At 65.2% G+C, this 14540-nt stretch carries 6 protein-coding genes; 2 read left to right on the top strand and 4 right to left on the bottom strand.

Going from position 1 to position 14540, the window contains the following annotated elements; all coding sequences use genetic code 11:
• Positions 1-112 precede the first annotated feature (112 nt).
• Together CH294_RS10820 and CH294_RS10815 are read left to right on the top strand one after the other, a co-directional pair.
• The gene (locus CH294_RS10820; protein ID WP_212709789.1) at positions 113-3325 is read left to right on the top strand and encodes an arabinosyltransferase domain-containing protein; all 3213 of its coding nucleotides are present in this window, start codon (positions 113-115) and stop codon (positions 3323-3325) included.
• A 585-nt stretch (positions 3326-3910) separates the two neighbouring features.
• Positions 3911-4570: a hypothetical protein gene (locus tag CH294_RS10815; protein ID WP_249305224.1), complete on the top strand. Its 660-nt coding sequence runs from the start codon at positions 3911-3913 to the stop codon at positions 4568-4570.
• A gap of 142 nt (positions 4571-4712) precedes the next feature.
• On the opposite strand, the gene CH294_RS10810 is transcribed toward CH294_RS10815, so the two are convergent.
• From CH294_RS10810 to CH294_RS10795, 4 genes are all read right to left on the bottom strand, one after another.
• A complete protein-coding gene (locus CH294_RS10810; RefSeq protein WP_032405392.1) occupies positions 4713-6257 on the bottom strand; it encodes an acyl-CoA carboxylase subunit beta in 1545 nt (514 codons plus the stop codon).
• A gap of 3 nt (positions 6258-6260) precedes the next feature.
• Positions 6261-11390, bottom strand: coding sequence for a polyketide synthase Pks13 (gene pks13 / locus CH294_RS10805; RefSeq protein WP_094737911.1), 5130 nt, complete (start codon positions 11388-11390; stop codon positions 6261-6263).
• Positions 11391-11432: 42 nt separating this feature from the next.
• The gene (gene fadD32 / locus CH294_RS10800; RefSeq protein ID WP_032405394.1) at positions 11433-13331 is read right to left on the bottom strand and encodes a long-chain-fatty-acid--AMP ligase FadD32; all 1899 of its coding nucleotides are present in this window, start codon (positions 13329-13331) and stop codon (positions 11433-11435) included.
• Between the two features lie 180 nt (positions 13332-13511).
• Entirely contained in the window at positions 13512-14510 is a 999-nt protein-coding gene (locus tag CH294_RS10795) for an LLM class F420-dependent oxidoreductase (RefSeq protein ID WP_032381083.1), read from the bottom strand.
• Between the last annotated feature and the right edge of the window lie 30 nt (positions 14511-14540).

Raw genomic sequence — 14540 nt, 5'->3', positions numbered from 1 at the left:
GACTCTCGTGCCCGACGTCGTGACAGATTCATCCGCTGGTCCTCCCGTCCCCGCTCCACTGCGAGCCTCGGACGAACTTCGTGCTCAGGTACGAATTCCACGGCTGATCGCCATGGTGGCCGGCGTGCTCGGTGTGCTGTTCGCACTGATCACTCCGTTCGCGCCTGTCACGCAGACCACCGCCACCATTGCGTGGCCGCAGAACGGGCTCCTGCAGGACGTGGACGCCCCGCTGGTGTCCCAGGCACCGGTGAGCCTCACTGCGACCCTGCCGTGCTCTGCTGTCGCCGCGCTCCCCGCGTCGGGCGGGCTGCTGTTGGCGACGGCACCCCCGCAGGGTGAAGGCGCTGCGCTGAACAGTTTGTTCGTGCGCGTCGGTGAATCGAACGTCGACGTCCTCGATCGCAACGTCGTGGTCGCGACGGCGCCTCGCGCCGACGTCCAGAGCACGCGCTGCGCGGCCATCGAAATCACCTCGAACGACCAGTACACCTCGGCCGCGTTCACCGGCCTGACGAACGACGACGGCCAGCCCCTGCAGGGCAGGCTCGACGGCGATCTACGCCCCCAGGTCGTCGGAATCTTCAGCGATCTCAGCGGCGCGGCCCCCGCAGACATGTCCGTCACCGTCGACGTCGACTCCCGCTTCTCGTCGTCGCCGACGTTGCTCAAGTTGCTGATCATGATCCTGGCGATCGCCTGCACCGCGCTGGCCATCGGTGCACTCGGACGACTCGACGGCACCGATCGCCGCGCACACCGCCGCTTCTTCCCGTCCCACTGGTGGAAGTTCACCGGTGTCGACGTCACCGTCCTCGGTGTTCTGGTGGGGTGGCATTTCGTCGGAGCCAACACCTCCGACGACGGCTACCTGCTCACGATGGCCCGCGCCGCCGACCACTCCGGCTACATGGCCAACTACTTCCGCTGGTTCGGCGTACCCGAAGCACCGTTCGGCTGGTACTACGACGTGCTCGCCGTCTTCGCCAAGATCTCGACCGCAAGCCCGTGGATGCGATTGCCCGCCCTCATCGCCGGAGTCCTGTGCTGGATGGTGATCAGCCGCGAGGTGGTTCCGCGCCTCGGACGCGCAGTACGCAAGTCCAACGTCGCGCTCTGGACCGGCGGATTGGTGTTCCTCGCCTTCTGGCTCCCGTACAACAACGGACTGCGCCCCGAACCGATCGTCGCCCTCGGCGCACTGCTCACCTGGTGCTCGGTGGAGCGTTCCATCGCCACCGGCAGGCTGCTCCCCGCCGCCGCGGCCTGTCTCATCGGAGCCTTCACCCTCGCCGCCGCTCCCACCGGATTGATGTGTGTGGCAGCACTTCTCGCCGGCGCGCGACCCATCGCGCGGATCGTCGTCCGACGCCACCGTCAGGTCGGCACCCTAGCCCTGCTGGCACCGTTGGCCGCCGCCGGTGTGCTCGTCCTCGTCGTGGTCTTCGCCGACCAGACGTACGCAACGGTCATCGAGTCCACCCGAGTTCGGACCATCATCGGCCCCAACGAGGCCTGGTACCAAGACTTCCTGCGGTACTACTACCTCTTCGTCCAGACCGTCGACGGCTCCGTCGCACGCCGCTTCGCGTTCCTGACGATGCTCCTGTGCCTCTTCACGACGCTGTTCGTGCTGCTGCGTCGTCGCCGCATCCCCGGCATCGCGAACGGCCCGGCCTGGCGTCTGCTGGGCGTCGTGCTCGGCACCATCTTCTTCATGATGTTCAACCCCACCAAGTGGACTCACCACTTCGGTTCCTACGCCGGAATCGCCGGTGGGCTCGCCGCCCTGACAGCGGTGGCCGTCTCCGCCAGCGCCCTGCGTTCGCGGCGTAACCGCTCACTGTTCGCAGCCGGGCTGATGTTCGTTCTCGCACTGTCGTTCTCGGGCATCAACGGCTACTGGTACGTCTCGAGCTACGGCGTGCCGTGGTTCGACAAGACGGTGTCGCTGGGTGGCAACGAATCGGGCACCCTGTTCCTCATCCTCTTCGGACTGGTCCTCGCCGTCGCCGCCTTCCAGTACCTGCGTGAGGGATACGCTCCGCCACAGCCGAAGCCGACGTCTGCGCGCGGTAAACGCATCCGAAAGTTCGCTGCCGCACCGCTGACCGTCATTGCCGGAATCATGGTGCTGTTCGAGGTGCTCTCGCTCGTCAAGGGTGCCGTCTCGCAGTACCCCGCCTACTCGCTCGCACGCTCGAATGTGCAATCGGTCCTCGGCAATTCGTGCGGCCTCGCCAACGATGTCCTCGTCGAGTCCAACCCCAACGCCGGCATCCTAAGCCCGTTGCCGGGCGAGTTCGATGCCACCGCAGGCCCGCTCGGCGGATCGAGCTCCACCCTGCGCAACTTCACCGCCAACGGTATTCCCAGTGACCTCAGCGCCGATGCTGTGGAAGTCAAACCAGGACAGGGCAATACCGACCAACAGGCCGTCGGACCCGCTTTCGAGGAAGGCCAGAGTTCCGGCACCGCAGGCGGTACCGGAGCCGTGGGCGTCAACGGCTCGAACGCAGCTCTGCCCTTCGGCCTCGACCCCGCCACCACCCCGGTACTCGGCTCGTACCAGGAGGGCATCCAGGAACCCGCGTCGGCCACGTCGAGCTGGTACCAACTGCCCGCCCGTAGCGACGACGCACCCCTGGTCGTCTTCTCGGCAGCCGGACGCATCTGGTCGTACGACGACACCGGAGCACTCACCTACGGACAGTCACTGCTGCTCGAATACGGCAAGCGTCAGCCCGACGGAACCGTCCAGGCCGAGGGCACCTATCTCCCCCGCGACATCGGACCCGCACCCTCGTGGCGCAACCTCCGAATCCCGCTGGCGGACATCGCACCTGACGCCGACGCGGTCCGTATCGTCGCCAACGACCCCAACCTCACCGGCGACCAATGGCTCGCGTTCACCCCGCCGCGAGTTCCGGTGATGGAAAACCTGAACACCATGATCGGCAGTGAGCAGCCCGTTCTGCTCGACTGGGCCGTCGGACTTCAGTTCCCGTGCCAACGTCCCTTCGACCACCGCTACGGCGTCGCCGAAGTGCCCGGATACCGCATCCTCCCCGACCGCCCACTCGCCGTCAGCTCCACCGACACATGGCAATCGGGCGAGAACGGCGGTCCACTGGGCTGGTCCGAACTGCTCGCCAAGCCCGTCACCGTTCCCACCTACCTGAAAAACGACTGGGCCAGGGACTGGGGATCGTTGGAGCGCTACGAGCAGTACTACCCCAGCGCCGTGCCCGCTGAACTCGACACGGCCAACGTCACCCGATCGGGTTGGTACAAAGACGGACAACTGCGGGTATTCGAGGACTGATCGCTCGCCCCCGCTCCTCGTCAATGGACCCTTGCCCCCCTTTTGGGATCAATGTCCCTTTGTTGCACTCAGACTGACTGAATCCCGCATTCATCCAGAAGGGGGTGGGTGCGCTGTCGGCCGAGCGGGGGCCTACCACTCACCCCTGACTATTTCCGGTGCGTAAGCCACGATTCGACGCACTTGTGCACAACTCCGGCAGCCATCCACAGGGAAACAGCGAACGATGGTTTACGGCGTCGGAGTGTCGGTGTCGCGTTCGACAGTCGATGCATGAAACGGGGAGCTTGGGCCACAGACTTATCGACAATCGGGGATGTCGCCGATCACGGCGTCGTGACAAGGGCGCAGCTGCGCGCAGCAGGTGTTGCGGACGGGACGGTGGCCGGCAGATGCGCTGCCGGCGGACCCTGGCAGCATTTGCTGCCGGGGGTGGTGCTGCTGTATAACGGCTACCCCTCTCACCAACAGCGGATAGCTGCGGCATTGGCGTATGGCGGGCCACACAGCATTCTCACTGGGAACGCGGCATTGAGCGTCCATGGTTTGGGGCCGAATCCACCCTCGAATGAGGTTCACATTCTGGTGCCGAACGAGATGCAACGGGCATCCGTCAAGTTCGTGCGATCCGAACGCACCTGGCGCATGCCCGAAGCAGCGTTCGAGCACGGTCTGCGCTGTGCTCCGGTAGCCCGGAGTGTCGTCGACGCGACCCGCGCGCTCCGCGGTCGATCTCAGTGCACAGCTTTGATTGCCGAGATCATCAGACGGGGTGCGGTATCACTGGAAGAGCTGGCAATCGAGTTGGCGGAGGGGCCGAGGCGATACAGCGCGTCGACCCGGCTGGCCATAGGGGACTTGCTCGGCAATGCCCACTCCGTCGCCGAGGCCGATGCTCAACGTCTCTACCGATCGAGCGGGCTCCCGCCGATGATTCACAACGCCCGCCTGTTCGCCGCCGACGGCACATTCCTCGGCAGTCCCGACGGCTTCCTCGACGAGGTCTGTTTCGGGTGGGAGATCGACTCACTCGCCCATCACCTGTCACCGATCGACCACGCGAAGACGATGACTCGTCGGGCGCTCATGCAACGCCACGGTGCAATCGTTGTGTCACATCTGCCGCAGGACATCCGCGATGACCCACAGCGCGTGCTTGCGGACCTCCGGGCCGGCTATAACCAGGCCCTGGCCCGGCCCCGCCCGAACCTTATTGTTCGCCAGAACCCGATGCCCGTGGGATGAATGTCCCTTGCACTCAGTTCAATTGCAAGAAAGTCGCATTCATTCGCTTCTGACTGCTGGAGACAGATGAATGAATGCGACTTCGTTGCAGTCTGAGTGACTGAAACCCACATTGATCCCAAAGGGAGCGAAGCGACCGAGACTAGATCGGGAGCAACGAGTGCTTGCGCGGACTCTTGTGCACTTCCTTGTCTTTCAGGATGTGCAGGGCCTTGCGGATTTCGAGGCGCGTCTGCGACGGCTCGATGACGGCGTCGATGTAGCCACGCTCCGCGGCGATCCACGGGGTTGCGACATGCTCGTTGTAGAAGTTGATCAGCTGCTTGCGCAGCGCCGGTGCATTCTCGCCTGCTTCGGCGAGTTGCTTACGACTCATGATGTTGATGGCACCCTCGGCGCCCATGACTGCGATGCGGGCGGTCGGCCAGGCGAGGTTGATGTCGGATCCGAGCTGCTTCGAGCCCATCACCGCGTATCCGCCGCCGTACGACTTACGAATCACCACAGTCAGTTTCGGTACTGTCGCTTCGACGAACGAGAAGATGAAGCGGCCACCGCGATGGATGACGCCGAGAGTTTCCTGGTCTACGCCGGGCAGGAAGCCGGGTGTGTCGACGAGGAAGATGATCGGAATGTTGTAGGCATCGCTGAGGCGGATGAACCGGGCGGCTTTGTCCGCTGCCTTGGCGTCGAGCGCCCCGGACAGGTGCATCGGCTGATTGCCGACGATCCCCACCGGCCGACCGTCGACGCGCGCGAATCCGGTGATGACGTTCGGTGCAGTCTGGCCGGACAGTTCGTGGAATTCGCCGTCGTCGAAGATGCGCAGAATGATGTCGTGCATGTCGTACCCGGCATTGTCGGCGTCGGGCATGAACGAGTCGAGCTTGCGATCGGAATCGGTGATCTCCGGCTCGAGTCCCGGATTGATCACCGGCGACTCTTCCTGGCAGCTCGACGGCATGTAGCTCAGGTAGTTGCGGATCCACTCGAACGCAGCCTTCTCGTCGGCTGCCACGTGATGGACGTTGCCGTTGATGGCCTGGACGCGGGCACTACCGAGGTCGTCGAGGCTGACGTCCTCGCCGGTGACGGACTTGATGACGTCCGGACCGGTGACGAACATGTACGCCTCTTCGGTGGCGACAACGATGTCGGTGTTGATCGGCGCGTACACCGCACCACCGGCACACTTACCGAGGATCAACGAGATCTGCGGGCACAGGCCGGACAGCGCTTCGTGGCGTCGACCCAGTTCGGCGTACCACGCGAGCGAGGTGACAGCGTCCTGCACGCGAGCGCCGCCGGAGTCGTTGATACCGACGACCGGGCAGCCCATCTTGATCGCGAAGTCCATGATCCCGGCGACCTTGCGGCCGAACATCTCGCCGACGGTTCCGCCGAACACCGTCTGATCGTGCGAGAACACCGCGATCGGGCGGCCGTCGACGGTTCCGTGACCGGTGACGACACCGTCGCTGTACAGGGCACCCGGATCGTTGGGTGCCTTCACCAGTGCACCGATCTCGACGAAGCTGCCGGGATCGAGCAACGAGTTGACGCGATCGCGAGCGCTGGGGATGCCCTTTTTCGCGCGCTTTGCGACCCCGATCTCGCCGGCCGGTTCCTTGGCCAGTTCGAGCCTCGCCCGTAGTTCGGCCAGCTTCTCGGCAGTGGTGGCACTCAAAATCTACGCTCCGGTTCTTGCAGACTCGATGTTCTCGAGCGTCTTCGACAGGTGGGCCGCAATTTTTCCAATGTACGGCTCGTCGACGACCGCGAGGTGATCGCCTCCGACGTAGACGATCTCCAGGTCCTTGACCACCGGTCCCCAACCACCGTGTTCTTCGCGGGTGGCGTACGCAGGCTCGAGCGCGATCGCGTCGTCGTGGTACTTGTCGGCCAAGTACAACGTCACGTGCCCGCCGTACTCCTTGAGCTCGGCCGTCTGGATCGCGCGATTGTCGAGCCACGAGGTGCGCTGGTGCTCGATGATTCCGCCGGGAATCTTTGCGCCACTGAGCTTCACCAGATCGGTGATGATCCGAATCTGGCCCTCGTCGTCGGAGTCGACCAACTTGTCGTACGGGATCGGGTAGTCGACGTTGTACGTCTTCTTGGCGAACTCCGCGTACCGCTCCCAGCGCTTGCGCACCTCGTCCTTGGTGTCCGGAATCTTGGTACCGGGCATGACGGTATCGAGCAGCCCCACGTAGGCGACCTCGATACCCTCTTCCTCCATCTGACGCGCCACCTCGTAGGCGAGGATGCCGCCGAGCGACCAACCGACGAACACGTACGGTCCCTCGGGCTGGATCGCCTTGATCAGCGGCACGTACTCCGCAGCACGCGTGGCGATGGGCCCCTCGACCCGCTCGAGCCCGTACATCGGCGTGCCTGCCGGCAACTTCCGCAGCAACGGCTCGTAGGCGACGGTAGAGCTACCCGCCGAGTGGAACGCGAACACAGGTGTCGCGGTGGAACCTTCGGGGCGGGCGCGCAGATTGCGCACAACACCGTCGATCTCACCGTCTTCGAGGTGCGGGCGGACCTTGTCTGCGAGCTGCTCGATGGTTTCCGAGTCGAGGACGTCGTCGAAAGTGATCTCGCCGCCTGCCCGCTCGGTCAGACGAGCAGCCAACTTCTCGGCCGTCTCGTCGTCGAGGATCGGCAGGGTGTTGAAGATTCCCTTGGCCGATTCCTTCGTCACGACTGCCCACGTTGCGAACGTCATCCGCTCGGCATTGTCGCGCGGCGGGACGTCGGAACCGGCGGCTTCGGCGAACGCTTCCTTGCCGCCGAGGTCGGTCTGCGCCGCGGCAGCAACAGCCGGGGCAGCCTTCTCGACGGGGGCGGCGGGAGCGTCGACGGCGGGAGCATCGTCCCCCACGGGGGCAGTCTCGACGGGGGCGGTCTCGACCGAAGCCGGTGCAACAGCAGCCTGCTCGGCCGCCTTCTCTGCTGCCTGCTGGTCGGCCAGTGCCTGCACCTCGTCGCGGTTCTCGATCGCGTAGCGCAGGTACTTCTCCACCTCACGCAGGTTCGCGTCGCGCACGGCCTGCAATTGCACTGTGGGGATGTCGAATTCGTACTCCACGCGGTTCTTGATGCGGACCGCACTGAGCGAGTCGAGACCGAGTTCGATCAGCGGAACCTCGGGCGGCAGATCCTCGGGCGCGTAGCCCATGGACTCCGCCACGATGATGGCCAATCGGTCTTCGAGCTTCTGATTGCCGTTCGGATCCCAACGGTCACCGAACGTCTCGACGACCTCCGGCAACTCCTCCATGGGCGACGAGCTCTGCTGCTCGACGGCGACAACAGGTTCCGGACGCACGTCACCGGAGGTGACGACGGCCTCGTGCAGCAGGGTGAACGTCGAGCCCTCGTGTGCGTGCACCTGGACCGACGCGCCACCGAGGTGTGAGGTCAGTGTGGTGACGACCGTGCCCACCTTCGGCACTGCAGCATGGGAGACCGAAACACCAAGGGCCACATCGGAGAACACCTGCGACGCAGCCGCCGTGACGAGTGCATCGAAACCGGTGACGGCCGAGGCCTGAACCTCCCAGACGTGGCGGCCGTCGGGCAGCGCAACGCGTGCGCCGGGCACCCGGGTGTTACCGCTCGAGCTGACCTGCGAGTTGAGCCAGAACTCCTTGCGCAGGTAGGCAGTTCGCGGGATGGCGGCGTACGGGCCGGACTCGAACAGTGTGGACAACTCCAGCGCGTGCCCGTGAACGTACAGCTGCGCCAGCGCGGCCAGGAACGTCTCGGCCTCGTCTTCTTTGCGCTTGAGCGTCGGGATCAGCGTCGAGTCCGCGACGCCTGCAGCCCATGCGGTCGCGGCCACGGACATCAACGCCACCGGGTTGGGCGCGAGCTCGATGAACGTCGTATGTCCATCTCCGACAGCGACATTCACGGCCTGGGTGAACCAGACCGGATGGCGCATGCCCTTGGTCCAGTAGTCGACGCCATGGATCGCCGCATGTCCGACGCGATAGTGCGCCTCACGATCGACCGACGAGTAGACCCCGGCGGTGAGCTTGCCCGGTTCGATTCCGGCCAGTTCGGCAGCCAGCTCGCCGAGCAGCACATCGACTGCCGCGGTGTGGCCGGCTCCCTTGACGTCGAGCAGTCGAGCCATTTTGCCTGCGGCCTCGGCCATCTCGACGAGAGCCTCGACCTCGGCGCGCGGCCCACCGACCGTGGTGTGCGTCGGTGCGGCGTAGACACAGGGCTCCACATGCGGGAACTGATCGGTGAGGGTCTTGACCTCGTCGGGGGTGTACTCGACCAGCGCCATGGCACCCTGCGAGGCGGCACCGAGGCCGTCTTGACCCTCGGCCAGCAGCCGTGAGCGGGCGTAGATGATGCGGACGGCGTCTTCGAGGTTGAGACCTCCGGCGACGTAGGCGGCCGCGACCTCGCCCATCGAGTGTCCGATGACGGCGGACGGCTCGGCACCGTGCGCGCGAAGTGTTGCGGCCAAGGCGATCTGGATGACGAAGATGGCGACCTGGGAGTTCTCGAACTCGTAGGTCTGCGAGTCGTCGAGGATGATCTCGCGGATGGAATAGCCGGCTTCGTCGACGAGCAGCTCGTCCACCTTGTCCACCTCGGCGGCGAACACGGCGTTGGTTCGGTACAGCCGCGATGCCATCTTGCGGTGTTGCGAGCCGAAGCCGGAGAACACCCACACCGCGCCGTTGGACGCGGGTGAATCCGCGGAGAACACGCCGGGGCCCGGCTTGCCGGCGGCGATGGCGCGCAATCCGGCGATGGCCTCGGCCGTGGTGGATGCGAGAACCACTGCGCGCGAACGCCCGTGGTTACGGCGAGCCAACGTGCGGCCCACGTCGACGAGAGGCGTCGTGCTGCCCTCTTCGGTCTCGAGCCAGTCGGCCAGCTCCGATGCGGCCCGCTTACGGCGTGACGGCAAAGCAGCAGACACAGCGAGAATCACTGTCTCCGAGCCGGTTTCGGTATCGGACACAGTGGTTTCGGCCAGAATGGTCTCGGCCTCGGCTACCGAATCGGTCGTCTCGACCGCGGACACGATGGGCTCCGACACGACAGGCTCCGGATCGGCAACGATCGGCAGTTCCTCACCGGCCACATCGGTGAGGCCCTCGACGAGAGCCGCCTCCGGGTCGACGGCCGAGGCGTCGAACGCGCCGTCGGTCTCACCCGGGACGTACTCGCGCACGACAACGTGCGCGTTGGTGCCACCGAAGCCGAAGCCGGAGACGCCTGCGACGGCCTTGCCGGTGTAGCGCGGCCAGTCGGTGGCCTCCGGGATGACCTTCAGGTGTGCCTTGTCGAAGTCGATGTACGGGTTGGGGCCCACGTAGTTCAGCGACGCAGGCAGCTTGTTCGCCTGCATCGCGAGGACGACCTTGATCAATCCTGCTGCGCCCGCGGCAGATTCGAGGTGCCCGAAGTTGGTCTTCGCCGATCCCAGCAGGGCCGGCTTGTCGGCGTCGCGGCCTCGGCCCACCACACGACCGAGAGCATCGGCCTCGATGGGATCGCCCAGGATGGTTCCGGTGCCGTGCGCTTCGATGTAGTCCACGCCCGACGGGTTGATGCCGGCGTCGCGGTACGCGAACCGCAGTGCGTCGGCCTGCGCGTCCGGGCTCGGTGCGAGCAGTCCGTTCGAGCGGCCGTCCTGGTTGATCGCAGATCCAGCGATGACGGCGAGTACCTGATCACCGTCGCGCTCGGCGTCTTCGAGTCGCTTGAGGACGACGAGTCCACCACCCTCGGAGCGGATCATGCCGTTCGCGTCGGACGAGAACGCCTTGATCTTGCCGTCGGGCGCCAGCACACCCGTCTGGCCGAAGCCCACGGTGATCGGCGGCGCGAGCAGCATGTTGACGCCACCCGCCACAGCCAGATCGGATTCGCCGGTACGCAAGCTGCGCACCGCCTGGTGCACGGCAACCAGGGAGGACGAGCAGGCGGTGTCGACGGCGATCGACGGCCCGCGGAAGTCGTAGAAGTACGACACCCGGTTGGCCACGATGGCCGTGGACGTGCCGGTGAGCGCATAGGGGTGCACGGCCGGGTCGCTGACGGCGATGAGCTGGTAGTCGTTGGACGAGCTGCCGATGAAGACGCCCACCTGGCTGCCCTTGATCGAGCTGGCCGGAATGTGTGCGTGCTCGAGCGCTTCCCACGTCAGTTCCAGCGCGAGCCGCTGCTGCGGATCGACGTTGACGACCTCGTTGGGCGACATCGCGAAGAACTCGGCGTCGAAGGTCTTGACGTCGTCGAGGTAACCGCCCTTGGTCACCGTCGCGGCCACCGCCGCAGCGATGACGGGATCAGAGGTGAATTCCTGCCAGCGGCCGTCGGGCAGATCGGTGATGCCGTCGCGGCCCTCGATCAGCAGTGACCACATCTCCTCGGGAGTGTGCCCGGTGCCGGGGAAGCGAGACGACAGGCCGACGATCGCGACGTCGTGTGCGTCGCCCGACTGTCCGCCGCCGGTGTAGAACGCATCGTCGACTGTGCCGACCGGCTCGTCGGGTTCGCCCTCGATGATGATCTTGGCCAGCGAGGCGATGGTGGGGTGCTGGTAGACGACGGTGGCGGTGAGCGTGACCCCCACGAGCTCTTCGATCTCCCCGCTCAGTGCGACGGCATCGCGAGAGGACAGACCGAATTCCTCCATCGGACGGTCGTCGGAGATGGCCGACGCCGGTTGCCCGGTCGCGTCCGCAACCCAGTTGCGTAGCCAATCCCGCAGTTGGGCGACCGTGAGGTCCGTCCCGTCCGCACTCTGAATCTTGTCTGTCTCTTGTTCAGCCATCACTCACCAAGCTATGTATCGAAGGAACGGGAGGCCCAGAGATCAGTCGGGCAGTTCGGCGTCCGGGAACGCCGTCTGCTGATATCCGCCGCGGAGCGTGCCCTCGATGTAGGCGGCCTTGCAGGCCCGCCGGGCGATCTTGCCGCTGGAGGTACGCGGAATGGAACCGGCAGGCACGAGGAGGACGTCGCGCACCGTGACGCCGTGACGCGCGGACACCGCGGTACGCACCTCGTCGGCAATCGGCTGCGGGTCGGCCTTGCCGGAGCCCGGGGCGCGCTCGGCGACGATGACGAGCTGTTCGGAGCTGTCGTCCGAGTCCTTCGTCAGGGCTGCGCCACTGAACTCGAACACGATGTCGGGGAGCTGATTGAGCGGGACGGCGAACGCCGCGACGAAGCCCGGCCGCAGAGCCTTGCTGGCTTCCTGGGCCGAGAATTCGAGGTCCTGCGGGTAGTGATTGCGGCCGTCGACGATGACGAGGTCCTTGACGCGACCGGTGATGTAGAGCTCGCCGTCGTGATAGACACCGAAGTCGCCGGTACGCATCCAGTTGCCACCCTCGGGAGCGCCGTCTGCGTGCGAGCCTTCGGCGTTGCGGTGGACGAGCTTGTTGTGGAAGGTCTCGGTGGTCTCGGTCTCGCGACCCCAGTAGCCCTGACCGATGTTCTCGCCGTGCAACCAGATCTCGCCGACGTGCTCGTCGGCAACCTCGGTGGCGGTCTCGGAATCGACGATGGCGGCCCACTGGCTGCGGGCGACCGTTCCGGTGGACACCTGCGGGATGGCACCCGGTGCATCGGGGGCGACGACCACGAAGTTGCCCGCATTGAGCTCGGTGCGGTCGACGTAGACGACCTTGGCCTCGTCGGCGTGCTTGCTGGTCGAGACGAACAGCGTGGCCTCGGCCATGCCGTAGGACGGCTTGATGGCGGACTTCGGCAGGCCGTAGGGGCCGAACGCGTCGTTGAACTTCTTCATCGACGACGTCGTGACGGGCTCGCTGCCGTTGATCAGACCGATGACGTTCGAGAGATCCAGGCTCTCGCCGTTCTTCGGCAGTCCGCGCTGGGCGGCGTGCTCGAACGCGAAGTTCGGTGCCGCGGCGAACGTGCCTGCGCCGTCGGAGACCGCCGCGAGTTCCTTGATCCAGCGCCACGGGCGCTGGACGAACGCGCGCGGGCTCATGATGGTGATGTATTTGCCACCGAGCGCCGGGAGGATGACGGTGAGCAGACCCATGTCGTGGAACATCGGCAGCCAGGTGACGCCACGCGAATCGTGGTTGATCTCCATGCTGTCGACCATCTGCAGCGCGTTGACGCCGACTGCACGGTGGGTGATCTCCACGCCGGCCGGGGTTCGCGTCGAGCCGGACGTGTACTGCAGGTAGGCGATGTCGTCTAGCGTTGCCGTCGGCTCGACCCACGTCTCGCCCACGCTGTCCGGGACGGCATCCACTGCGATGATGCGGGGACGCTCTGCGGCGGGCAGCGCACGGAAGAACGCGCGCACACCCGCGGCCGAGTTGCCTGCGGTAAGGATGGCGCTGGGCTTGCAGTCACCGAGGACGGCATGCAAACGGTCGGTGTGGCCGGGCTCGTCCGGGTCGAACAGCGGCACTGCAATGGTTCCCGCGTAGATCGCGCCGAAGAAGGCGACCACGTACTCGAGGCCCTGCGGAGCCAGAATCGCGACACGGTCACCGGGCTGGGTGACCTGCTGCAGACGGGCCGCAACCGCCTTGAGTCGGGTTCCGAACTCGGCCCAGGTCAGCTCGTGCGCCTCGCCGTCACGCTCACGGGAGTAGTCGACGAAGCGGTACGCCAGCGTGTCGGAATTCTCTTGAACGTTCACCTCGACGTGACGGACGAGCGTTTGCCCTTCACCGATGGTGATGTGGCCGTTCTCATCGATGAAATCATCGAAATTGTGGCTCATTACTTCAATCTCCTCCGACACGAATCCGCTGCCGTACAGCCTGCGCGAAGTGGACCCGCACGCCGGACTGCACGAGCGCAGACACCGAACAGCTTTGTATGTTACTGACTAGTAGCTCTACCGGTGTCGGTTTGGCACCTGGCTTCGAGGCCAGGTACATGGTACCGACACGCGCCTTCGTCACTCGCCTTTCAGCAAGTCGACAACCGGTGCGAATGCTTCCATTTGAGTAGGGAAAACCCCGACATAGGACATCGTCGTTCGCGCGCGAACGTTACGGATCTGATCGGCGATCTCCTCGTACGTCCCGAATGCGAGGTACGGAGACGACAGGATGTCCTCGACGGTCAGCTTGACGTCGACGTCCACGTTCGGCGGGTAGCCGTTGTCGAGCGCGGCCAACGCCATCTCGGCCATCTGCTCTCGATCGTCGGTCACGACGATGGTCGTGATCGCCCAGTTCAGTTCGATGTCGTCGAACCGGTCCCCGGCGGCCGCACGAATCAGCTCGACACGCTCGAGGGTCTTCTCGATGGTCATGCCCGACAGCAGCAGCTTGCCTTCCTTCGAGGTGCTCGGCACCACGGAGATGATGTCTGCATGCTTGGCCGCCAACGCGAGCATCTTCGGACCACCGCCACCGATGCAGATCGGCGGACGCGGCCCCTGCCGAGGCCGAGGGCTGCCCTTCAGTCCGGAGATCGTGTAGTGCTTGCCCTCGAAATTGCATTCCTGACCACGCAACAGCACGTCGAGAATTTCGAGGGTCTCCTCGAGCTTCTCGATTCGCACTCCCGGACGGTCGTAGGTGATGCCCGCCTTGTCGTACTCCTCGCGCATCCACCCCGCACCGAGACCGAGTTCGAGTCGACCACCCGAGAGCACATCGATGGTCGCCGCGTCCTTGGCCAGCACCGCGGGATGCCGAAAACCGTTCGCCAACACTGCCGTGCCGAGCCGGATCTTGTCGGTGGCGACGGCAAGTGCGCCGAGCGCTGCGATGGGACCGACCTGATTACCCAGATGATCGGGAATCATGAAGCTGTCGTAGCCCAGTTCCTCGGCCTGTTGCGCCAGCTTGATGAATTTCCGAGCCCCGCCCTCCTCGGCGTTTCCCTCTCCGCCTGCAGCGAATCGGAATTTGCGCGGCCCGGCGGTCGCGGCCTCGGCGGAACTCATCTAATGCTCTCCTCGGGGGTCTTCGAAGTT

It is taken from the genome of Rhodococcus sp. 14-2483-1-1 (genome assembly GCF_002259335.1).
GTDB lineage: Bacteria > Actinomycetota > Actinomycetes > Mycobacteriales > Mycobacteriaceae > Rhodococcoides.
This window is presented reverse-complemented; position numbering and strand designations above follow the sequence as displayed.

Bases quoted from the DNA above. Each gene is read 5' to 3' on its own strand.
- CH294_RS10820 (WP_212709789.1), top strand. From the start codon at position 113: ATGGTGGCCGGCGTGCTCGGTGTGCTGTTCGCACTGATCACTCCGTTC.
- pks13 (WP_094737911.1), bottom strand. From the start codon at position 11,390: ATGGCTGAACAAGAGACAGACAAGATTCAGAGTGCGGACGGGACGGAC.
- fadD32 (WP_032405394.1), bottom strand. From the start codon at position 13,331: ATGAGCCACAATTTCGATGATTTCATCGATGAGAACGGCCACATCACC.
- CH294_RS10795 (WP_032381083.1), bottom strand. From the start codon at position 14,510: ATGAGTTCCGCCGAGGCCGCGACCGCCGGGCCGCGCAAATTCCGATTC.